Raw genomic sequence first — 21,954 nt, forward strand, 5'->3', positions numbered from 1 at the left:
CTTATTGTCCTTTGAACTCGGGGGCGCGTTTTTCAAGAAAGGCGCGCATTCCCTCTTTTTGATCGTCAGTGGAAAACAGCATCTGGAACAGGCGGTTCTCCAGCATGAGTGCGGTATCCAGCGGCGTGTTCGCCCCCTCGCGCACCGCGTCACGGATCGCCTGTACCGCCTTGGCAGGCTGGGCGGCGATCCTCTTGGCCATGGCAAGCGACGTGTCCATCACCTCGGCATCCGGTACCACTTCTGAGACGATGCCCAGGTCCAACGCCACATCCGCCGGGAACAGATCGCCTGTCAGAAGGTAACGCAGCGCCTTGGCCTTGCCTGCCGTGCGCAGGATCTTCTGGGTGCCTCCGGCGCCGGGCATGATGCCCACCTTGATTTCCGGCTGGCCGAATTTGGCGGTGTCGCCTGCAATGATGATGTCGCACATCATCGCCATCTCACAGCCGCCGCCCAGCGCCATGCCACGCACCGCTGCGATGACGGGGGTATTCGACGCTTCGAGCGCGCGTTTGACAGCACCCAGACGGTCGAAGACCTCCTGCATCGGCCGCACCTCGGCCAGCTCGGCCAGATCCGCCCCGGCGGCAAAGGCCTTTTCATCGCCCGTCATCACGATGCACCGGATCCCGGGGTCGGTGTCCAGTTCAGTCACCGCCTTGGCGATGTCCGCCCGAAATTCGGTCGACAGCGCGTTGCGCCGTTCAGGGCGGTTGAGCCGGATCACACCAACCCGGTCACCGGGGCGTTCGATGAGCACCAAAGACATGTTTTCTCCTGTCGCATTGCAAAGGATGCCGGTCCGGTCTGCACCGGGCCGGGCGCGTTAGCGCCCTTATACGGCCGAATAGATACTTGGCAAACAATTAGCTTGATAATTAATTGCAAATTCGTCCGTCCCAAGAAGGTGCCGAGGCGAAGGCACGCGTCACAGGCGGTCGGGGCAATCGACTTGTACGGTGAAAGGAGCCGCGGCCAGCGGAGCCCGTGCATTGCCCGGGTTGAGTCCAGCCTTAAGACTAGATCCTGACCCGCCTCAATCCCGCGCCATCGACGCCTTGAGGTTCTGCCGCATCTTCGCCAGCACTTTCATGGTGGTGGCCAGCTCTTCCGGTTCGATCCCTGTATTGGCGATGGTATCCACCTGGCGCTGCGTCTCGGTCATGATATCCATCAGCTGGTGCGCCTTGTCTGTTGCAAAGATCCGTTTCGACCGCCGGTCGCCGGGATCGGCGCGCCGTTCAACAAAGCCGCGTGCCTCCAACCGGTCGATCAGTTTGGAAGTGGTCACTGGCCCGATGTCCAGCTTGGCCGCAAGATCCGCCTGCCGCTGACCAGCCTCTCGCATGAGGCTGAGCACCGCCCAACCCTGCGCCATGGTGATGTCGTGCGGCCGCAATAGCCCGTCAAACAGAATGCCGCGAAACCGCGCGATATCCTGAAACACCGGGCCCGAGACCCCTTCATTGCGAGCCGTGGTTGCCTTATCGCTTTTGGTCATACTGCCGCCCCATACTTGGCCAATCTCCCCCGGCCCGCCCGCGCGACCGCTTGGCAAAAAGGGTAATTAGCTTGATTATTATTTGCAAGATAAATACCCTAAGCAAAAGGCTTTGGCTCTGCTTCCGCAACCGCCGGAGGCAGCTCTCGCACGGAGCTGCACCACTCTAACCCGCACAGCTCTGAGGAGTTCTGACAAGATGGCCAAGCAAAACTCGCCGTCACGATACAGCGCCCAATAATGCTGTCATCCGCTTTTCTTCTTCTTGTCAGCATCGGGGCCATCGGTGAAATCTTTACCGATGCGCCCGCTCTGCGGCTGATAGAGCTCGTGGGGATCCTGGGCTTTCTGGCGCTGGAGCTGCGCGGCCTGTCCAAAGTCGCTTTGATCCTCCTTTCACTGTGCATCGCGCTGCCGCTTTATGAAGTCAGCCAAGGCACCTTTAATCTTGCCCGCGCCTCCACTGCCATCGACCGGGCCGCGTTCTTCGCCTTTTTCCTCACCTCGCTCAGCTTCCTTCAGTTCGCCGCGAACAGCTCACCGCTGATCCTGCGCTCGGGCGAGATCCTGGTGAACCAGCGCCCGGGCCGCCGCTATCTGGTCCTGACCTTCGGCGCGGCGGTATTTGGCATCCTCTTGAATTTCTCGACCATCGGCCTCTTGGGGACAATGATCGCCAAGGGTGTATCTCCTGGCGAAACCGACGAGGAAAAGCGCATCGCGGGCATCCGCCGCCGCCGCATGACGCTGGCCATGATGCGCGGGTTTTCCTCGCTTCCGATGTGGTCGCCGATGACCGTCACCATGGCACTGATCACTGCGGCCATTCCCAGCGTCGCCTATGGGCAGATCGTCATCTATTCACTGCCACTGGCGGTGGTGATGCTGCTTTTGGGCTGGGGGATCGACCGGATGAGCTATCCGCGCCGGGTGCTTCCGGGCTTGCCCGAGGCGCCCTCCCTTTCCGGATTGCTGCCCCTGATGGGGATGGTAATATTCGTGCCGTCGTTTTCCTGGGGCGTCTCCGTAATACTCGGCGTTACACTCATTCAGGCGCTGCTTCTGTGCTTGCCGCTGGTCTCCCTTGGCTGGATGGCGATCCAGCGCTGGCATGAGGGCGCGCTTCCGGCGCTCACCGGCACCGCCCGAGCCACCGTGACCGGGCTGCTCCCCGGGTTGCCCAGCATGCGCTCCGAAATCGGCCTGTTCACAACCTCGGCCTTTCTGGGTGTTCTGGTGCTACCGCTGATCGACACCAATGCCCTTGGTCAGACCATCGTCGCCCTCGGACTTGGCAGCGGTGCGGTTCTGGCGCTGGCGGGCTGGATCGCCTATCTGCTGTCGATGGTGGGCGTCAGCCCGATCATCTCGGTCACCATCCTGGCGGGCACGCTGCCGAACCTGACGCCATTGGCCATCAGCCCGCTCGCGGTTGCGGTTACCATGGTGTCGATCTGGTCCATCGTGGTGAACGTAACGCCGTTTTCGGCCTCGGTCCGCTTGTCGGCGCGCATGATCGATGAAGATCCCGCCCGCGTCGGTCTGCGCTGGAACCTTGCCTATGGTACGCTCGCCATGTCGATCCTGACCGTTGCGTTGCTGGTTTTCGCATAGTCCGTTGCGTCACGTGGTTTAATTAGATTGCTAACAATCACCATGGCACCCTAAAATTTGCGAAAGAGGAGAAGCTTTGCATGTTCCGTTTCGCGGATATCCAGACCAAGACCGCGCGCCACTGCAATCGGCAGCTTCATGTACATACGGAAATCCGCGCTGCCCGCGCATGACACGACAGACCGAAAGGACCTCCCATGACCAAAGTCAAAGCCGCCGTTTGCCACAAACACGGAGAGCCCCTTGTGATCGAGGAGGTGGAACTGCGTGCGCCCGAACTGGGTGAAGTCGAGGTGAAAATCGATGCCGTGGCCGTCTGCCATTCGGACATCTCGCTGTGGCAGGGGGGCTTTGGCGGCGCTGTTCCGGCGATCTTCGGTCACGAGGCCGCAGGCACCGTGACCGCCGTCGGCGTGGGCGTCAAAGGCTTTGCCGTGGGCGACAGCGTGGCCGTCACGCTGATCCGTTCCTGCGGCACCTGCCCGTCCTGCGGCCAGGGCCACCCCACGGTCTGCGAAGAACCGGGCGATCCGGCCGAGGGCCCGATCACCACGACCGAAGGCGACCCGGTCTGGCAGGCGGTTTTCACCGGCGCCTTTGCCGAAAAGGTGGTCGTGGATCAAAGCCAGATCGTGAAGATCCCCGCCGACATGCCGAAAGATGCGGCCTCGCTGATCTCCTGCGGCGTGATCACCGGCGTCGGCGCCGCGATCAATACCGCCAATGTCCGCCCCGGTGACGACGTGGTGGTGATCGGCGCGGGCGGTGTCGGCCTCAATGCCATTCAGGGCGCCCGTATCGCTGGCGCCCGCCGCATCGTCGCGGTCGACATGAACCCCGCCAAACTGGAAGACGCCAAAGCCTTTGGCGCCACCCATGGTGTGCTGGCCGAAGGCAAACCCTTCAAGGAGGTGAAGGCGCTGCTGGACGGGCGCGGCGCAGATGCGGTGCTGGTGACGGTCGGTATCGCCGCGGTCTATGATCAGGCGCCGCGTTACCTTGCTCACAACGGCAAGATCGTGATGGTCGGCATGCCGCATTTCGGCTCTAACGCGAGCTATTCTCCGCTTGTGATGGCGGATGCGGGGCAGAAAATCCTCGGCTCGAAAATGGGCGACGTGGTGATCAAGCGCGACATTCCCTGGATCGTGGACCTCTACCAGCAGGGCCGCCTGAAGCTCGACGAGCTGATCACCGGGCGCTGGACGCTGGATCAGGTGAACGAGGCCTTTGCCGACACCATGGCCGGCAACGCGCGGCGCAACGTGATCATGCTGAACAACGACTGACCAACGGGCTGACAGACCCTGCGGCCGTCCCAGTACATCGGGGCGGCCGTTTCTGTCTCCTGCTCCACACACGAAAAAGGGCCGCTCCAGCCAGAGCGGCCCTGTCCGTTTTAAGATCAGGCGCAAAGCGCGGCCCGGTCAGACCTTTTCAAAGATCGCCGCCAGACCCTGACCGCCACCGATGCACATGGTTTCAACCCCATACAGCGCATCGCGGCGGTGCATCTCGCGCAGCAGCCCAGCCATGATCCGTCCGCCGGTCGCACCCACCGGGTGCCCCAGCGAAATGCCCGAGCCATTGACGTTCATTCGCTCAAAATCGCTGTCGGCCAATTGCCATTCACGGGTGCAGGCCAGAACCTGCGCCGCGAAGGCTTCATTGAGTTCGATCAGGTCGATGTCCTTCAGCGCCATACCCGCACGGTCCAGCGCCTTGGCCACCGACGGCACCGGGCCGATGCCCATGACCTCCGGACCGACACCGGCCACGGCCCAGGACTTGATCCGGGCATAGGCCTTGAGCCCCAGTTCCTCCGCGATGGCGCGGGTGGTGATGATCGCCGCCGAGGCGCCGTCGTTCTGACCAGAGGCATTGCCCGCCGTGACCGTCGCCTGACTGTCGATACCGCCCCGGATCGGGCGCAGCTTGGCCATGCTCTCCATCGTGGCCTCGGGGCGCGGATGCTCATCCTTCGAGAAAGTCTCTTCGCCCTTGCGGTGTTTGACGGTCACCGGGATGATCTCATCATCGAACAGCCCGCCGTCCTGCGCCGCCACCGCGCGGCGATGGCTCTCCACCGCAAAGGCATCCTGTTCCTCGCGCCCGATATTGTATTCCAGGCGCAGGTTCTCGGCGGTTTCCAGCATACCGCCCGGCACCGGGTGGTTGATCCCGCCTGCCGTCACGCGGCCCTTGGCCAACGCATCATCGAACACCATCGCGGTGCCTTTGATACCCCAGCGGCCCTTGGTCGAATAGAAGGGCGCGTTCGACATCGACTCGGCGCCGCCTGCGATCACCAGCGAAGACCCTCCGGTCGCCACCTGCATCACTGCGTTGATCACCGCCTGCAGGCCAGAGCCGCAGCGACGGTCGATCTGATAGCCGCCAATGCTGATCGGCAGACCGGCATCCAGCCCCACCACACGGCCCAGCGCCGGCGCATCCATCGACGGGTAGCATTGGGCGAAGATCACCTCGTCCACGCGATCACCCGGCAAGTTAGTACGCGCCAAAAGGCCCTCGATCACCATGCGGCCCAGCTCATGGGCGTGCAGGTCGCGGAACTGGCCTCCGAAACGGCCCACCGGCGTGCGGACTGGTTCGCAAATTACGACGTCTTCAAGCATATTCTTTCCTTCCCTGCCGCTTACATGCGGTCTTTTGCGGCCTTCACGATGTTGCGGGCAATGATGATCTGCTGGATCTGGCTGGTGCCTTCGTAAATGCGCAGCAACCGCGCGTCTCGGTACAGTCTTTCGATGGCGTATTCGGCCATATAGCCGACCCCGCCGTGCACCTGCACCGCGCGGTCTGCAACCCGGCCCGCCATTTCGGTGCAGAAATATTTGGCACAAGAGGCTTCCAGCGCCGCAGCCCCGGTTGCGTCATACGTGCGCGCCGCATCCCGGACCAGCGCGCGGGCAGCGGCCAGTTCGGCCTGACTTTCGGCCAGCAGCCCCTGCACCAGCTGGTTTTCCGCAAGTCCAAAGACCTTCTTGGCGCCAAACCTCTCATCAAAAACACAATATGGCTCCCTTTAGGGAACCGAATATGCAGAGACACAATGGCTACCTTCAGATTGAACCTCTGCGGGCAGACAGGGTTAGATCAATCTGGCGAGACCTGCCCGAACAGCTATGTAAAGCAGCTAAAGACCAACTTCCGAAAGAATAGTAGCAGAACGACCGGTCCAGATTTCTCACGATTTCGCACATACCGAAGCCGTTGCTTCACGTCGTGTCCAAGCGTGAATCTGTTAGCGGTAGGCTGGCGGGTAGGCTTCCCTAATCGCCGTTTCCCATGATTTCTTGGGTAGTGGCGGAGACGAAGGGATTCGAACCCTCGAGACCCTTCCGGGCCTACTCCCTTAGCAGGGGAGCGCCTTCGACCACTCGGCCACGTCTCCGTCGACGCGTATAGCCCAGCAACTATCGGATATACAAGGGCATTCTTGAAACGACGGGCATTTTCTTGGAAAATCCAAGAACCCCTTGAAATCGCTGTTTTTCATGGCTTCTCCCCGCCCACGGTTGAGACGCCAGTCAGGAAAGGTGCACAGAAAAACGCCCGCCAGGGATACTGGCGGGCGCTGCGATCTTCGTGGGGATACCGGGTGTTCAGGTGTTGAACAGGAAATGCAGCACGTCGCCATCCTTGACGATATAGGCCTTGCCCTCGGCGCGCATCTTGCCGGCTTCCTTGGCGCCCTGTTCGCCATTGTTGGCGATGAAATCCTCATAGGCGATGGTTTCTGCCCGGATGAAACCTTTTTCGAAATCGCCGTGGATGACGCCTGCGGCCTGCGGTGCCGAGGTGCCCGCGCGGATGGTCCAGGCGCGGGCCTCTTTGGGGCCGACGGTGAAATAGGTTTCCAGATGCAGCAGCTCGTAGCCCGCGCGGATCAGACGGTCGAGCCCGGCTTCGCTGAGGCCCATTTCCTCAAGGAACATCTCTGCCTCTTCGGGATCCAGCTGGCTGATCTCCTCTTCGATCTGGGCCGAGATAATCACATGGGCATTGCCCTGTGCCGCTGCCATTTCTGCCACTTTGGCAGAGTATTCGTTGCCTTCAACGGATTCGGATTCGCCGACATTGCAGACATAAAGCACCGGTTTGGTGGTCAGCAGCTGCAGCATCCGCCAAGCCTTGGCATCTTCGGCGTCAACCTCGACGAGGCGCGCGGGTTTGCCCTCTTCCAGCATTGCCTGGGCGTCGGCCAGAAGGCGATCCTGCTGCTGGGCCTCCTTGTCATTGCCCTTCAGCTTGCGCACGAGGCCCGCACGGCGTTTCTCGATGCTTTCCAAGTCGGCCAGCATCAGTTCGGTTTCGATGGTTTCAGCATCGGCCACCGGATCGACGCGCCCTTCGACGTGGGTCACATCGCCGTCTTCGAAACAGCGCAACACATGGGCGATGGCGTCCACTTCGCGGATATTGGCCAGGAATTGGTTGCCCAGCCCTTCGCCCTTGGAGGCGCCTTTGACGAGGCCGGCGATGTCCACGAATGTCATCCGTGTCGGGATGATCTGTTTCGATCCCGCGACGGCTGCCAGTTTATCAAGGCGCGCATCGGGCACCCCGACCTCGCCCACATTCGGCTCGATCGTACAGAACGGAAAATTCGCTGCCTGCGCCGAGGCTGTTTTCGTCAATGCGTTGAACAATGTCGACTTACCAACATTGGGCAGACCGACGATTCCCATTTTAAAGCCCATACCGGCCTCCTGATGCCACTTGGGAGCCGCTTCTAGGCAGCATTGGGCGGTGGCGCAAGCGGTCATGGCCCCGCAGCAACCATTGTCATTCGCCCCGGCCGCCCCGTTCACGCCATATCACGGCCGCTATCATTGTCTTGATTTTCCTGTTGCAAACGGACTTCAATACCCATGTCCCGGTCACCCAATTCTCCTGATGCTGAGTGAGACGATGAAATACATTGCTGCCCTGACCGCCGTCCTTTTGTCCGCAGGCGCTGCCGCCGCGCAGGACCGCGAACTATCTGTCGGGATCGGATACTCCGAATTCTCCCGGCCCGGTTCGGAAAACAGCGCACTTGTGTCGCTGGATTACCGGCACAACGCGTTTTACGAAAAGGGCATCTTTTCCGCCCGTTTCGGTGCTGCCCTGGACGTGCAGGAGACCGGAGACCTCTTCATCGGCGCCGGTGTGGCGGGCAAATGGGATCTGGGCCAATCCTGGTTCATCGAGGCCAGTGTCCTGCCGGGCGCCTATTTCGAAAGCGTGGCACTGAACGATCTGGGGTCAACCTTCGAGATCCGCAGCATGGCAGGCGTCGGACGCAGCTTTGCCAACGGAACCGCCCTGTCGCTGTCCCTGTCGCATAAATCCAATGCTTCGACCGCCGATATCAATCCCGGCGTAAATTCCCTGCATCTGCGCTGGCATTTTCCGCTGTGATCCGGGGCATGTGCTGCAGGGTTGATGTGGCTTGGGATTGATTTCCGGCAGAACATTCGGCACACCAGAGCGGACATCACAAACAAGGCCCGATCATGACCCGCATTGACGCCAAATTCGCCGAGCTTTCGGCCGCCGGAAAGAAAGCTTTCGTCTCCTATGTCATGGCCGGAGATCCGGATTTCGACACCGCGCTGGAGGTGGTCAAGGGACTGCCTGCCGCCGGGGTCGACATTATCGAACTGGGCCTGCCCTTTACCGATCCGATGGCGGATGGGCCCACCATTCAGTTGGCCGGGCAACGGGCGCTGGACGCCGGGATGACCCTGGAACGAACCCTGCAGTTGGCCGCGGAATTCCGCAAAGGTGACGACACCACACCGATCGTGCTGATGGGCTATTACAACCCGATCTATAACCGCGGCGTCGATAAGTTTCTGACCGACGCCAAGGCCGCCGGGATCGACGGGCTGATCGTGGTCGACCTGCCCCCGGAAGAAGACGATGAGCTGTGCATTCCCGCCCAGGCCGCCGGCCTGAACTTCATTCGCCTTGCGACGCCTACTACCGATGACAAACGCCTGCCGCGGGTGCTGCAAAACACCTCTGGCTTTGTCTATTACGTCTCCATCACCGGCATCACCGGCGCCGCCGAGGCCGAAGCAGGCGATGTTGGACCGGAAGTGGCGCGCATCAAGGCCGCCACCGACCTGCCGGTGATCGTGGGCTTTGGCATCAATACCCCGGAAAAGGCGCGCAATATCGCGTCGATTTCGGACGGCGCCGTAGTCGGCAGCGCCATCGTCAGCCAGATCGCAGCCGGAAAACCGGTGGAAGAGGTTCTGGCCTTTGTGAAATCGCTGTCGGATGGCGCCCACGCCGCCTGACGCCTCCTTCAGAACAACAACCTGATCCGCGCTGCGGATCAGGTGCGTCAGGGTAAGCTGCTCCCGGCAAGCGCGTGCGCCATTGCCGCAACAAGGTCGGATTTGCGGGTTGGTTTGGCCACATGCGCCGTCATGCCCTGCCCCAGATAGCCCTCGATCTGATGCGCCATCGCATTGGCCGAAATGGCAATGATCGGCACCGGTGCACGCCCCTCTTCACGTTCGGCGCGGCGGATCTCACTGGTTGCGGCAACACCGTCCATAACGGGCATGTTCACGTCCATCAGGATCAGGTCGGCGCCACCCGCCCGCCAGAGCGCACAGAGCTCGGCCCCATCCGGCAGAATGGTCAGATCCAGATCGAACTCCTTCAGCAGGTGGCGCAGGACCAGCTGATTGGTCAGATTGTCCTCAGCCGCCAGCACCCGCCAGCGGTGACGCTGCAACACCTCATTGCTCCAGTCCAGTTCGTCCTGCGCCGGATCCTCCGCACTGGGTTCGCTGCTTTGTAACACCAGTGAGACATGGAATTCGCTGCCTTCCCCGGCTGCACTGGTGAAATCGATCCCGCCGCCCATTTCCCGGCAGATCTGCTGCGCCACCACCAGCCCCAGCCCGGTCCCGCCATGCAGCCGGTTCACGCTGACCTCGGCTTGAGCAAAGGGACTGAACAGTTTCTTGTGCTGCGCCGCGTGGATGCCACTGCCGGTATCGCGGATTCTGAAATCCAGCGCCACGCAGCCGTTTGTTACCTCCCGCGCGTGAACAGTAAAGGTCACCGCCCCTTCGGAAGTGAACTTCAGCGCATTGGCCAGAAGATTGCCCAAAACCTGAGTAAGCCGCGTCGGATCCAGTTCAGCCCAGACCTCTTTGCGGGCCATCAGCCCGCTCAGCACGCTGGTAAAGGACAGGCCCTTTGCTTCGACCCGGGGGCGAAACTGGCGGCAGAGGGAGTGAAATACCTCAGTCACGCAGGTTGGCATCATCTCCAGGTCAAGCTTACCCGCTTCGACCTTGGAGAGATCCAGAATGTCATTGACGATGGTCAGCAACAGATTGCCGCTGTCAGCGATGGTCTCCAGCGCCTGTTTCTGATCCTCGCGCATGCCGCTGTCGGCGAGAACCTCGGCCATGCCCAAAACGCCGTTCAACGGCGTCCTGATTTCATGGCTCATCACTGCCAGAAAGGCCGACTTGGCCTGGTTGGCCGCTTCGGCCTCCTGCCGAGCGGCCCGTTCCTGCTCAAGTGCAAGGCGCAGATCGGCAATTGTTGCTTTTGCGGGCAACCTGGGTTCGGAATTGCGGTTCACTGTCGAAATGACATGCCTCAATCGGTTCGTACGTTTCAATAATCGCCCAAACCCATACAGACACCGCCCTGAGCCGGCCTCAAATGGCGCCAGAAATACGGCTACCCTGCAAGATTTCGACGTCTTGTTTTGAAACCTATAGGTTTTCTACAATAAATATACCGTAAAATTTTACCGACAGACAATTTGCGCAGGCCATCATTGCGCCAGCAGGGTGAAATTGGTAAACAATCCTGACCACCACTAGGGCGAGGACGAACCGGTGCCTGTTATCACCAATATCAACGACCTGAAGCGCATCTACGAACGCCGCGTTCCCCGGATGTTTTACGACTACGCCGAAAGCGGCAGCTGGACCGAGCAGACGTTCCGCGAGAACACCTCGGATTTTGAACAGATCCGCCTGCGCCAGCGCGTGGCCGTTGATATGTCCGGCCGCTCCACCGCCAGCCAGATGATCGGCCAGGACGTTGCGATGCCCGTGGCACTGGCGCCCGTCGGCCTGACCGGCATGCAGCATGCCGATGGTGAAATCAAAGCCGCCCGCGCCGCCGAGGCCTTTGGTGTGCCCTTTACCCTCTCGACCATGTCGATCAACTCGATCGAGGACGTGGCGGAGGCGACCACCAAACCCTTCTGGTTCCAACTATATACCATGAAGGACGAGGATTACGTGCGGCGCCTAATCGAACGCGCCAAGGCGGCCAAATGTTCGGCGCTGGTGATCACGCTGGACCTTCAGATCCTTGGGCAGCGCCACAAGGACCTGAAGAACGGTCTTTCCGCACCGCCGAAACTGACACCCAAGACCATCGCCAACCTGATGACGAAATGGGCTTGGGGCATCGAAATGCTGGGCGCCAAACGTCGCGAGTTCGGCAATATCGTCGGCCACGTCGAAGGCATTTCCGACGCGTCTTCGTTGGGCGCCTGGACGGCCGAGCAATTCGACCCCTCGCTCGACTGGGGCAAGATCGAAAAGCTGAAGGAAATGTGGGGCGGCAAGGTGATCCTGAAGGGGATCCTGGACGCCGAGGACGCCAAGATGGCCGCCAAGGTCGGCGCCGATGCCATCACTGTCTCAAACCACGGCGGGCGCCAGTTGGACGGCGCGCTCAGCTCGATCCGGATGCTGCCGCAGATCATGGATGCTGTGGGTGATCAGGTCGAAGTGCATCTGGACAGCGGCATCCGCTCGGGGCAGGACGTCCTGAAGGCGCTGGCGCTGGGGGCCAAGGGCACCATGATCGGACGCGCCTTTGTCTATGGTCTGGGCGCCATGGGGCAGAAGGGTGTGACCACCGCTCTGGAAGTCATCCAGAAAGAGCTGGACACCACAATGGCCCTGTGCGGCGAGCGCAACGTGGCGGATCTTGGCCGTCATAACCTGCTGGTCCCCGAAGGGTTCGAAGGACGCTGGCAGGACTGATCTCCGGCCGCGATTTTTAAGCTTTGCATTGCGGGGATTCTCCGCTATACGCGCGGCTTCACGCGGGGTGACAGCCTTGGAGGCATCCCGCCCTAACATATTGGAGAATTAAAATGGCTGGAGAGATTCCTGATCTCGTTTGCCAGGAACGTGCGGGGACGGGCAAGGGCGCCGCTCGCGCAGCACGTCGCGCTGGCATGGTTCCTGGTGTTGTTTTTGGTGGTGACGTCGATCCCATTGCGATCCAGATCCCCTTTAACGAGCTGTTCAAAAAGCTGAAAGCCGGTCGCTTCAAGTCCACTCTGTGGAACCTGAAGGTTGAAGGTCAGGAAGACGTCCGCGTCATCTGCCGCGACGTCCAGCGTGACGTGGTCAAGGACCTGCCGACTCACTTTGACCTGATGCGCCTGCGCCGCACCACCAAGATCAACCTGTTCATCCCGGTTGAGTTCGTCGGTGAAGAGGTTGCACCCGGCATCAAAAAAGGCGGCATGCTGTCCGTCGTCCGCCCCGAGGTGGAACTGGTCGTGACCGCTGGCGACATTCCGGAAAAGCTCGTCGTGGACATCTCCGAGCTGCAGATCGGTGACACCGTCACCATCTCGTCGATTGACCTTCCGAACGGCACCAAGCCGACCATCGACCGCGACTTCGTGATTGCGAACATCGCAGCACCTGCTGGCCTGGCTGCCTCGGACGACGAGGAAGAAGGCGAAGCGGAAGAAGCCGCAGAAGAATAAGATCTACGCCACATTGGCAGGATCAAGGAACGGAGCCCTTTTCGGGCTCCGTTTTCTTTTGCCACACCGAAAACCGTCGACGGGCCCCGGCACTGGATTTCCCGGCGCGCAGCAGGCATGTATCAGGCGGAGATCTGCAAACAGCGAGAGAGCCCATGAAACTCTTTGTCGGACTGGGGAACCCCGGCGCCAAATACGAAAGAAACCGGCACAATATCGGCTTCATGGCGCTGGACCGGATCGCCGAAGACCACGGATTTTCCCCTTGGAAGTCGAAATTCCAGGGACAGATCTGCGAAGGCACCCTGGGCGGTGAAAAAGTGCTGCTGCTGAAGCCGCAGACCTTCATGAACAATTCCGGCCAGTCCGTCGGGGAAACCATGCGGTTCTACAAGCTGACACCAGCGGATGTCACCGTGCTGCATGACGAACTGGACCTGGCTCCCGGCAAGGCGCGCGTCAAACAGGGCGGTGGCCACGCGGGCCACAACGGGCTGCGCTCGATCCACGCCCATATCGGCGCAGACTACGCCCGCGTGCGTCTGGGCATCGGTCATCCCGGCCACAAGGACGCGGTGGCAGGTTATGTGCTACGCGATTTCCCCAAGGCGGACGAAGACTGGCTCGACGATCTAATGCGCGGCATTTCCGACGGCGCAGCATCGCTGGCCAAAGGGGACGGCGGCAAATTCATGAATGCGGTTGCCCTGCGCACCGCGCCGCCACGCAGCTCCACTTCGCCCAAGGGGCAGGAGAAGCAGACCAAGGCGGAAAAGCAGGCGGACAAAGCCCCCGAGACACAGGACAACCGCTCCCCGCTTGAGCGTCTGGTCGACAAGTTCAAGTAGGCTGCTTTCCGTTGCGTCCGCTTTGCGCGGGCTCACCCCGGCGGCTAGGCTGGCCGCAAAGGGGAGGAAAGACATGCGCAAACTCATGCGGATAACCGGGCGCGTCCTGGCCATTGCAGCCGTTGTCCTGCTGGCGGCAGGCCTGTGGAAACGGGACGAGATCATGCGCCTCTGGGCGGTGAATTCGCTGTTTGCCGAAGACAGGATCGTTGCGAATTTCTCCAACATGGAGGGCGCCTTTCTGACCCGGCCGGTGTCGCGCGGCGACGGACCCGTCGTGCCCCTTGCCACAGGCGAGGCGATGACCCTGCCCGCCGGAGCGGACGACTGGATCGATGCCCGCGCCGTGACCTCTCTTCTGGTGCTAAAGGACGGGCAGATCCGCCACGAAAGCTATCACCTTGGCACTGCTGAGACGGACCGGCGGATTTCATGGTCGGTGGCAAAAAGCTATCTTTCGGCGCTGTTCGGGATCCTGGTGGAGGAGGGCAAGATTGCCTCGCTCGACGATCCGGTCACCACATACGCGCCGCTGCTGAAAGGCAGCGCCTATGACGGCGCCAGCATCCGCAACGTGCTAAACATGGCCAGCGGCGTCACCTTTGACGAGGATTACCTGGATTATGACTCCGACATCAACCGCATGGGCCGCGAGATCGCATTGGGCGGGGCGCTGGACCAGTTCGCGGCAGATCTGAAGGACAGCTTCGCCGCTCCGGGCAGCACCTGGCAATATGTGTCGATCGACACCCATGTGATCGGCATGGTGATCCGGGGCGCCACCGGGCGCAGCATTCCGGACCTCCTGTCGGAAAAGATCATCACCCCGCTGGGGCTGGAACAGGCACCCTATTACGTGACCGATGGCGACGGCGTGGCCTTTGTGCTGGGCGGGCTCAATATCACCACCCGCGATTATGCCCGGTTCGGCCTGTTGATAGAACAGGACGGCCGGTACAACGGACAGCAGATCGTGCCTGCCGACTGGATCGCCGCCTCGACCCGCCCCTCTGCTCCGACCAAGGAGGGCAAGATCGGATATGGCTATCAATGGTGGGTGCCCATCGGCGCCCATGACGGCGAATTCCTCGCCCGCGGTGTCTATGGCCAATACATCTATATCGACCAGGACCGGGACGTGGTGATCGTCAGCACGGCAGCAGACAGAAAATTCCGCGACAAGGGGGTAAACCGCGCTAATATCGAGATGTTTCGACAGATCGCCCGCGCATTATAGGGAGACCCGCATGGAAAAAGACGACAGCATCAATGTTCTGGGAGAGGCGCTTGAGCCCTGCTCCACCGATCCGATGACCGGCTTTTTCCGCGATGGCGCCTGCAACACCTGCGCGGCGGATCAGGGCAGCCACACCGTCTGCGCGGTGATGACGGCAGAGTTCCTTGCTTATTCGAAATATGTGGGAAATGACCTCAGCACGCCACGACCCGAATTCCAGTTCAAGGGACTAAAACCCGGCGATTGCTGGTGCCTCTGCGCCGCTCGGTTCCTGCAGGCCGCCGATGAAGGCTGTGCGCCGCGAGTGAACCTGAAAGGCACCCACCAACGGGCGCTCGACGTCGTGCCAATCGACGTCCTGAAGGCCCACAGTGCCTAAGCGCAGACCCTAGCCGTCGTCGCTCATCAGATCCTCGATGAACAGGCTCAGCAGCTGCGTGCGGCCGCTGACCCCGGCCTTGCGGTAGATCGCATTGCTCTGCGCCTTGACCGTGCCGTCCGAGGTTTGGCGCAGCTCTGCTATTTCCGAAAGACTGAGGCCCTTGAGGGAAAACAGCGCCACATCGCGTTCGGCTGGGGTCAGACCCCAGGCGCAGAACCGTTCCTCTAGGTGATCCTTGAAGGCGGATTGCATCAGGCGCAGGCTTTCCTCGACCGCGCGCACCCGTTGCTGGCTGCGCCGGTAGGCAATCCAGCCCAGCACCACCCCCAGCACGAGCCCCAGTGCGGCGCCGATTTCCAGAAATTCGCGGGTCTGCCAACTGATCGGACGGGACCGCAGCCCCAGCACCGTAAGCGCAATATCGGAAACAAAGAACGTGGCGCAAATGCCCTGCACCAATACCAGAACGGGAAGAAACCACCCCGTCTTCATGCGGCTACCCTGCGTTTGGTCAGCACAGGCGCGCCCGGCCCATGATCAGTCATCGCCGTCCCCGCCTTCGCCATCGCCACCTTCACCGGAGCCGCCCTGCCCTTCGCCACCCTGTCCGTCACCCCCATGACCGCCGTGGCCGCCCGCGCCGGGACCATCGCCGTTGCCGCCATCGTCAGATCCGTCATCCCCGTCTTCGCCGCCATCATCCCCGTCGCTGTCTCCGTCTTCGCCACCAAGGCGATCAAACAGGCTGAAAAGACCGCTGCTGGCGCTGTCGTCGTCCTTGTCTTCGATGTAATCGCGCAGGATCTCACCGGTGCCGGGGTTCACAATGATCTCGCGCTCGATCCGGTCGGTTGTGGCCACGATCCTGTAGCGGCCAAGGAAAGTCCGCGTCACCACGATCTCGCCATAGCCCTGACTGCGCAGCTGATCGGTAATTCTGTCCGTGAAGGAGTCGGCCAAGGCGACGCCCGGATAGGCCAGCAACATGACAAGAACAAAGAGGACGTCGGCGATCCGGCTGCGCATAGGCTGTGTCCTCCTTCGTGTGATTTCAACGAGGCGATGGGTTACTCTGTGGGACAATGCCACTGATCGGCAGAAAAGCTCAACCGCGGTATCAGGCAGAAAATACCGCGATTGAACCTTGTGAGGCGCCGGGGGGAAATGGAGCGTTGGGACGGATGCTCCACAGGCGCCTTGGGTGCGCTTAAGGGACGCGCGTCGGGTTAGTCGTGACCTTCACCACCGTTTCCTTCACCACCATGGCCCTCACCACCGCCGCCGTGGCCCTCACCGCCATGGCCTTCACCACCGTGGCCCTCGCCACCGTGACCTTCACCGCCATGGCCCTCGCCACCTTCACCGTGGCCTTCGCCGCCCTCGCCGTGGCCCTCTCCATGGCCTTCGCCGTGGTCGTCTTCACCCGCATCATCGGACTTCCCATAGGCATAGGCATGCTCGTTCTGGTTCTGATGCTGGTTCTGGTTCTGATAGGCGTGCTCGTAGGAATTCTGGTTCTGCTCGCCTGAGCCTGTATCGGTAGAGGCATAGGTGGTCGCTGCAAGGCCCAAGAGGATTGCGGTGCTGGTCAGAAGTACGCGGTTCATCAGGATCTTCCTTTTATTGATCACGTTGGCGGTGGGTTTTCAGCCGCCTCGACCCAGACTGAACCGCTCGGCCCGGCAAGAACCATTCGACAGAGGTTTAAATTTCGGCCGGACTGCGGTTGGTTTAGGGCGCATAAACCTGGGTTTATGGCCCCGAAAACGAAAAAAGAGCCGCCAAATGGCAGCTCTTTTCCTGTGTTTACAGATAGATCAGGAGATCTGGATCAGTCTTCCAGATCGCGCCCCTCTTCGGTGTCGGACATGTCAAACCCCAGATGGCGCGCCACCGTGAAGATGTCCTTGTCGCCGCGACCGCACATGTTCATCACGATGATATGGTCCTTGGGCAGGGTCGGCGCGATCTTCATCACATGGGCCAGCGCGTGGCTCGGCTCCAGCGCCGGGATGATTCCCTCCATTGCGCAGGACAGTTGGAACGCCTCCAGCGCTTCCTTGTCGGTGATCGACACATATTCGGCGCGGCCCGTGTCATGCAGCCAAGCGTGCTCCGGGCCGATGCCGGGATAATCCAGACCCGCAGAGATCGAGAAGCCCTCGAGGATCTGACCATCGTCATCCTGCAAGAGGTAAGTGCGGTTGCCGTGCAACACGCCCGGACGACCACCGGTGAGCGAGGCACAATGCTGCATCTTCTCGTCAACGCCCTTGCCGCCAGCCTCGACGCCGATAATGCCAACGCTCTTGTCGTCCAGGAACGGGTAGAACAGACCCATCGCGTTCGAACCGCCGCCAATGGCTGCAACCAGCGTATCAGGCAGGCGGCCTTCGCCTTCCTGCTCGGCCAGCTGCCAGCGCACTTCCTTGCCGATGACGGACTGGAAATCGCGCACCATCGCCGGATAGGGGTGCGGACCTGCCACGGTGCCGATGCAGTAGAAGGTATCGCGCACGTTGGTCACCCAGTCGCGCAGCGCATCGTTCATCGCATCCTTAAGCGTGCCCCGGCCCGAGGTCACCGGAATCACCTCGGCGCCCAGCAGACGCATGCGGAACACGTTCGGGGCCTGACGTTTGACATCATGCGCGCCCATGTAGACCACACATTTCAGGCCGAACTTGGCGCAGACAGTCGCGGTGGCGACGCCGTGCTGACCGGCACCGGTTTCGGCGATGATCCGGGTCTTGCCCATGCGGCGGGCCAGCAGGATCTGACCCAGCACGTTGTTCACCTTGTGGGCGCCGGTGTGGTTCAGCTCGTCCCGCTTCATATAGATCTTGGCGCCGGCCAGATGATTGGTCAGGCGCTCCGCAAAATACAGCGGGCTGGGACGGCCCACGTAGTTCTTCCACAGATCGTCCATTTCGGCCCAGAAGGTCGGGTCGTCCTTGGCCCGGTCGTATTCCTCTTCAAGGCTGAGGATCAGCGGCATCAGCGTTTCACTGACGAAACGCCCGCCGAAAATGCCAAAGCGACCCTTTTCGTCGGGCCCGTTCATGAAGCTGTTGAAAAGATCTTCGGCCATGATTGTTCCTCTCTGCGCGGCACTGCTTCTGAGTATAGCGCAGCAGGCGACGGGTAAAGAGACACCAGACAGGAATCGCGCCATCTGCGGTAAAGTCACCGGGATGACCGGCGCGAAGCCGGGACGCGGCTCCGGTAGCCGCAAGCCCGTCGCCAATCTGGGCTTAAGCCGTTGCGTGCTCCACAAAGGCGCGGATCAGGTCCGCATCCTTGACGCCGGGGGCGCTTTCAACGCCCGAGGACACATCGACCTGACGGGCACCGGTCATGCGGATTGCCTCGGCAACGTTCTCCGGGGTCAGACCGCCGGCCAGCATCCAGGGCTTGCGCCAGTACTTGCGCCCGGCCAGCAGGCGCCAGTCAAAGGCAAGCCCGTTGCCGCCCGGAAGGTCAGCGCCCTTGGGCGGTTTGGCATCGATCAGCAGTTGGTCAGCCACATCTGAGTAAAGATCAATCTGCGCCAGGTCCGCCGCCTCGGCCACCCCGATGGCCTTCATCACGGGCAGGCCGTAGCGCGCCTTGACCTCGGCCACGCGCTGGGGTGTTTCCTTGCCGTGCAGCTGCAACATGTCCAGCGGCACGGCCTCTGTCAGCGCATCCAGCTCCGCATCGCCCGCGTTGACCGTCAGGGCAACCTTGCACAGACCCACGGGCGCAGCAGCGGCCAGGGTTGCAGCGGTTTCATAGGAAACGTTGCGTGGTGATTTTTCGAAGAAGACAAAGCCTGCGTAGGCCGCGCCCGCGCGCGCCACGCAATCGACGTCCTGCGGCGTGCTGAGGCCGCAGACCTTTACCCGGATGTCAGCAGCCATCAGATCAGACCGAGTCGTCCAGCAATGCCAGAACTTCGTCTTTGCCTTCGTGCTTCTGTTTTTTCAGCTTCTGCACTTCGCGGGAAAGTTTCTTCACCTCGCGGGTCTGGTTACCGACCTCGCGACGGTGCTTGTGCTCGCGCAGCCATTCCCAGATGAAGCCAATCACCAGACCGGCGGCAACGCCGCCCAGAACCACGACAAACAGCGGCAGGGCGATGCCCGGGTTCCAGCCCACCAGTTCCGCCAGGGCGGTTGGCATCAGCTTCAGCTCCACGACAGAGCGGTTCGCAAGGCTCACCGAGACAAGAATGATCCCAAGCGAAGCCAGGATGGCATAACGAATATAGCGCATTTAAGCCTTTCCGTTCAGACGGTCCCTCAAGAGCTTTCCAGTCTTGAAGAACGGCACATGTTTTTCCTCAACATGGACCGTTTCGCCGGTACGGGGATTGCGACCAACCCGCGCATCGCGCTTTTTCACCGAAAAAGCGCCAAAGCCGCGCAGCTCGACCCGGTCACCCCGGGCCATCGCATCGGTCACTTCCTCAAATACCGTGTTCACGATCCTTTCGACGTCCCGCTGATACAGGTGCGGGTTTTCGTCTGCAATCTTCTGAATCAGTTCAGAGCGGATCATCCTTTCTGCCCTCCCAAGCCAACGCAATCCTTTGTCGAGTTTTCCCGACTATAGGAAAAAATCGGCGCGCCGGGAACAAAAACAGGCGTCGCCAACCTCCTAATCTGAGGAGATTGCACGAAATTGCTTTGTAAAACCAGCCATTTGCTGCCCATAGGGCAGTTTGCCGCCGCCCAGCCCCGGTTTCGCGCCGCCGACGGCCTGCGCCCGGACCTGATTCGCCGCCCGCTCAGCCCCGGGGCCCCAAGGTGTCAAAATCAGCGCGGAAATCTCAGGTTGAGATCAAACGCGCATATCGATTGGCTCCTTGGGGTCCAGTTGAAACATCACCATATCATACTCCATGGGCGCGGAAGACAAGGTATTGCTCCAGTCATGGATGGGCCGATAAAAGTTCTCCGCCTCCGGCACAGTGATATCCACCGTCTTGATCGTATCCAATGTAACCGCCACGCCGCCACGCAGATTTTTTGCCTCAAGACTCTCATAAAAGGCCGCATTCTCCTCTCGCATCTTAGCTTGACGCTCAGCTTCATTAGAAATGACTCGCTTAGCTTCCTCAGGACTGAGCAAGTCGTTGATTTCGTCTTCGCTTGCTGCATACCTGCCTTTAATGGCGATTGCCGAAGCCTGTTCATAATCCTTGATGGTTACGGACCCGCCGGCGTGCGTAATGATCAGGTCGTTTCCGTCCTTTTTCGCAGTATATGTTTGAGTGTCGATCTCCAGCATCAATTCGGCGCCGCGCGCGACCTGCACGGTGTCATGGCCTGCGTCACGTCCAACGCTCATCGCCACAGTTCCGCCGCCAATCGAAATCGTATCATTGCCGGTGCCTCCATTAACTGACAGGGTTTCCTGAACCGTAACGGAAATAAAGTCATCCCCTGCCCCTCCATGGATATCCGCCCGGCCAAGATAAGCCGCTGTTGCCTGCCTCACGCGTTCCTCCGCCGTTTCTGCTCGGGTATAGCCAGAGAACCCTGACATCCAATTCAAAGCCGACTTCCCCTCTTGCGTTACAGCTGACGCACCAATTCCAGCATCTACGGATATGGTGTCCTGACCGTCGGCGCCGTAAATACCGCTGACAACCCCGCCACGAATGGCTACGGAATCGTTCCCCTCGCCCGCATGGATGTTCTTTACCAAGTCGGATTCGATCGCGATCGCATCGTTGCCGCCTTTGGTGGACACACCGCTTACGCGCTTGGCCTTGATCGCGACCGCATCATTGCTGACTGTTTTGGAGCGCCACTCGAGTACAAGATTGCCAGATTTGGTTTGCCTAGCGTGCATGCGGCCGTCACGATCCGTGCCTACGGACTCCACCCAATCAGCTTCGATACTGATGGCATCATTCCCTCCCTCTGTGCCAACCCCACGGACTTTTTTGGCGCTAATGGCAAAAGAGGCTTCATTTTGGGAGGAAATATTTCTGACGGTTTTGCCGCTAACAATGCTCAGCGCATCGGAGTCCGGGGTCTTGAACAATGCGACAACTGTTCCGCCAAAAGATCGCTCCTGGCCGCCAAGATTTTCCAAGGCAGCCGCCATATTGGCCGCCAGTTTGTGGTATCGCTCTGCGAGAATCTTGCTCTGGGCCGCTTTGCTCCTTCTGGCTGTGGAAGATTCTAATTTTCCACGGGCATTCTCAAAGATTTCGTGCTCCTTAGTTCGATAGTCAATCTCTGCTTTTGCGAGCGAATTTAGCCTGTCCACGCCCCAGGCCGTCCCTTGATCACCCGATTCGACCCGGGCCTGAGCGCCCCTGTCGCTGGCTGAGGCATTAATCAGTGTAAGGGCGGAATTATTGACAATAGAAAGGCCGGAAAATGTGGTCATGTCTCTACTCCTGAAGCTGAATTCGTTCGCTGCAGTCTCAACCAGAGACATTTAGACATCATTACAACTAAAAGGAGATTGCGTGGAATTTTACTAACCCACGCTCCGGACTGTCACCTTTCCATGCCCCAGAACACAGAAAAGCCCCGCAGAACTGCGGGGCTTTCCAGATTGTTAGAACAGAGA

Annotated in this window: 22 protein-coding genes, 1 tRNA gene and 1 pseudogene; 9 read left to right on the forward strand and 15 right to left on the reverse strand. The window is 60.5% G+C overall.

Annotation, left to right across the window (positions count from 1 at the left end; translation table 11 throughout):
• Position 1: 1 nt before the first annotated feature.
• Positions 2-772, reverse strand: a complete 771-nt coding sequence (locus AC5SSZ_RS19780) for an enoyl-CoA hydratase-related protein (protein WP_274867678.1) — start codon at positions 770-772, stop codon at positions 2-4.
• A gap of 267 nt (positions 773-1,039) precedes the next feature.
• Positions 1,040-1,504, reverse strand: coding sequence for a MarR family winged helix-turn-helix transcriptional regulator (locus AC5SSZ_RS19785; protein WP_347510700.1), 465 nt, complete (start codon positions 1,502-1,504; stop codon positions 1,040-1,042).
• Positions 1,505-1,744: 240 nt separating this feature from the next.
• On the opposite strand from AC5SSZ_RS19785, the gene AC5SSZ_RS19790 reads away from it, so the two are divergent.
• Both AC5SSZ_RS19790 and AC5SSZ_RS19795 read left to right on the forward strand, forming a co-directional pair.
• Complete coding sequence (locus tag AC5SSZ_RS19790; protein ID WP_495439640.1) at positions 1,745-3,118, forward strand: hypothetical protein; 1,374 nt, start codon at positions 1,745-1,747, stop codon at positions 3,116-3,118.
• 197 nt (positions 3,119-3,315) lie between these two features.
• Complete coding sequence (locus AC5SSZ_RS19795; protein ID WP_495439641.1) at positions 3,316-4,407, forward strand: Zn-dependent alcohol dehydrogenase; 1,092 nt, start codon at positions 3,316-3,318, stop codon at positions 4,405-4,407.
• Between the two features lie 138 nt (positions 4,408-4,545).
• On the opposite strand, the gene AC5SSZ_RS19800 is transcribed toward AC5SSZ_RS19795, so the two are convergent.
• The 4 genes and pseudogenes from AC5SSZ_RS19800 to ychF form a co-directional block, all read right to left on the reverse strand.
• Positions 4,546-5,757, reverse strand: a complete 1,212-nt coding sequence (locus AC5SSZ_RS19800) for an acetyl-CoA C-acetyltransferase (protein ID WP_495439643.1) — start codon at positions 5,755-5,757, stop codon at positions 4,546-4,548.
• 20 nt (positions 5,758-5,777) lie between these two features.
• Positions 5,778-6,131: pseudogene (locus AC5SSZ_RS19805) on the reverse strand (acyl-CoA dehydrogenase family protein); the annotation flags it as partial.
• 315 nt (positions 6,132-6,446) lie between these two features.
• Positions 6,447-6,536: transfer RNA gene (locus tag AC5SSZ_RS19810), tRNA-Ser, on the reverse strand.
• Positions 6,537-6,747: 211 nt separating this feature from the next.
• Complete coding sequence (ychF, locus tag AC5SSZ_RS19815) at positions 6,748-7,845, reverse strand: redox-regulated ATPase YchF (protein ID WP_065272349.1); 1,098 nt, start codon at positions 7,843-7,845, stop codon at positions 6,748-6,750.
• 211 nt (positions 7,846-8,056) lie between these two features.
• Here ychF and AC5SSZ_RS19820 point away from each other — a divergent pair, with 211 nt between their 5' ends.
• Together AC5SSZ_RS19820 and trpA are read left to right on the forward strand one after the other, a co-directional pair.
• Positions 8,057-8,548 (forward strand): acyloxyacyl hydrolase, encoded by a 492-nt coding sequence (locus tag AC5SSZ_RS19820; protein WP_082996165.1) that lies wholly within the window; start codon positions 8,057-8,059, stop codon positions 8,546-8,548.
• 95 nt (positions 8,549-8,643) lie between these two features.
• Entirely contained in the window at positions 8,644-9,435 is a 792-nt protein-coding gene (trpA, locus tag AC5SSZ_RS19825) for a tryptophan synthase subunit alpha (RefSeq protein WP_065272348.1), read from the forward strand.
• A 47-nt stretch (positions 9,436-9,482) separates the two neighbouring features.
• Here trpA and AC5SSZ_RS19830 read toward each other — a convergent pair whose 3' ends face one another.
• Entirely contained in the window at positions 9,483-10,721 is a 1,239-nt protein-coding gene (locus AC5SSZ_RS19830; RefSeq protein ID WP_495439648.1) for an ATP-binding protein, read from the reverse strand.
• A 286-nt stretch (positions 10,722-11,007) separates the two neighbouring features.
• Here AC5SSZ_RS19830 and AC5SSZ_RS19835 point away from each other — a divergent pair, with 286 nt between their 5' ends.
• From AC5SSZ_RS19835 to AC5SSZ_RS19855, 5 genes are all read left to right on the forward strand, one after another.
• Entirely contained in the window at positions 11,008-12,174 is a 1,167-nt protein-coding gene (locus AC5SSZ_RS19835) for an alpha-hydroxy acid oxidase (RefSeq protein ID WP_274835339.1), read from the forward strand.
• Positions 12,175-12,287: 113 nt separating this feature from the next.
• Positions 12,288-12,914, forward strand: coding sequence for a 50S ribosomal protein L25/general stress protein Ctc (locus AC5SSZ_RS19840; protein ID WP_274831530.1), 627 nt, complete (start codon positions 12,288-12,290; stop codon positions 12,912-12,914).
• Between the two features lie 155 nt (positions 12,915-13,069).
• Positions 13,070-13,762: an aminoacyl-tRNA hydrolase gene (gene pth, locus AC5SSZ_RS19845; protein WP_495439651.1), complete on the forward strand. Its 693-nt coding sequence runs from the start codon at positions 13,070-13,072 to the stop codon at positions 13,760-13,762.
• A gap of 85 nt (positions 13,763-13,847) precedes the next feature.
• Positions 13,848-14,999, forward strand: coding sequence for a serine hydrolase domain-containing protein (locus AC5SSZ_RS19850; RefSeq protein WP_495440333.1), 1,152 nt, complete (start codon positions 13,848-13,850; stop codon positions 14,997-14,999).
• A gap of 10 nt (positions 15,000-15,009) precedes the next feature.
• On the forward strand, positions 15,010-15,378 hold the full coding sequence (locus AC5SSZ_RS19855) for a DUF2237 family protein (protein WP_368981631.1): 369 nt from the start codon (positions 15,010-15,012) through the stop codon (positions 15,376-15,378).
• Positions 15,379-15,387: 9 nt separating this feature from the next.
• On the opposite strand, the gene AC5SSZ_RS19860 is transcribed toward AC5SSZ_RS19855, so the two are convergent.
• The 8 genes from AC5SSZ_RS19860 to AC5SSZ_RS19895 form a co-directional block, all read right to left on the reverse strand.
• Positions 15,388-15,873 carry a helix-turn-helix transcriptional regulator gene (locus AC5SSZ_RS19860; RefSeq protein ID WP_274838005.1) on the reverse strand — a complete coding sequence of 162 codons (486 nt, stop codon included), beginning with the start codon at positions 15,871-15,873 and terminating at the stop codon, positions 15,388-15,390.
• 45 nt (positions 15,874-15,918) lie between these two features.
• Positions 15,919-16,407: a hypothetical protein gene (locus AC5SSZ_RS19865; RefSeq protein ID WP_495439655.1), complete on the reverse strand. Its 489-nt coding sequence runs from the start codon at positions 16,405-16,407 to the stop codon at positions 15,919-15,921.
• Between the two features lie 200 nt (positions 16,408-16,607).
• Positions 16,608-16,988, reverse strand: coding sequence for a hypothetical protein (locus tag AC5SSZ_RS19870; protein WP_368947760.1), 381 nt, complete (start codon positions 16,986-16,988; stop codon positions 16,608-16,610).
• Positions 16,989-17,212: 224 nt separating this feature from the next.
• On the reverse strand, positions 17,213-18,472 hold the full coding sequence (gene trpB, locus AC5SSZ_RS19875) for a tryptophan synthase subunit beta (RefSeq protein WP_495439657.1): 1,260 nt from the start codon (positions 18,470-18,472) through the stop codon (positions 17,213-17,215).
• A gap of 163 nt (positions 18,473-18,635) precedes the next feature.
• Positions 18,636-19,283, reverse strand: a complete 648-nt coding sequence (locus AC5SSZ_RS19880) for a phosphoribosylanthranilate isomerase (protein WP_274835344.1) — start codon at positions 19,281-19,283, stop codon at positions 18,636-18,638.
• A 4-nt stretch (positions 19,284-19,287) separates the two neighbouring features.
• Positions 19,288-19,638, reverse strand: a complete 351-nt coding sequence (locus AC5SSZ_RS19885; protein ID WP_065272336.1) for a lipopolysaccharide assembly protein LapA domain-containing protein — start codon at positions 19,636-19,638, stop codon at positions 19,288-19,290.
• Positions 19,639-19,923: an integration host factor subunit beta gene (ihfB, locus tag AC5SSZ_RS19890; RefSeq protein WP_065272335.1), complete on the reverse strand. Its 285-nt coding sequence runs from the start codon at positions 19,921-19,923 to the stop codon at positions 19,639-19,641.
• A 282-nt stretch (positions 19,924-20,205) separates the two neighbouring features.
• Positions 20,206-21,768, reverse strand: coding sequence for a hypothetical protein (locus tag AC5SSZ_RS19895; protein ID WP_495439660.1), 1,563 nt, complete (start codon positions 21,766-21,768; stop codon positions 20,206-20,208).
• Between the last annotated feature and the right edge of the window lie 186 nt (positions 21,769-21,954).

This window comes from Phaeobacter sp. CC-HEC084, assembly GCF_059429255.1.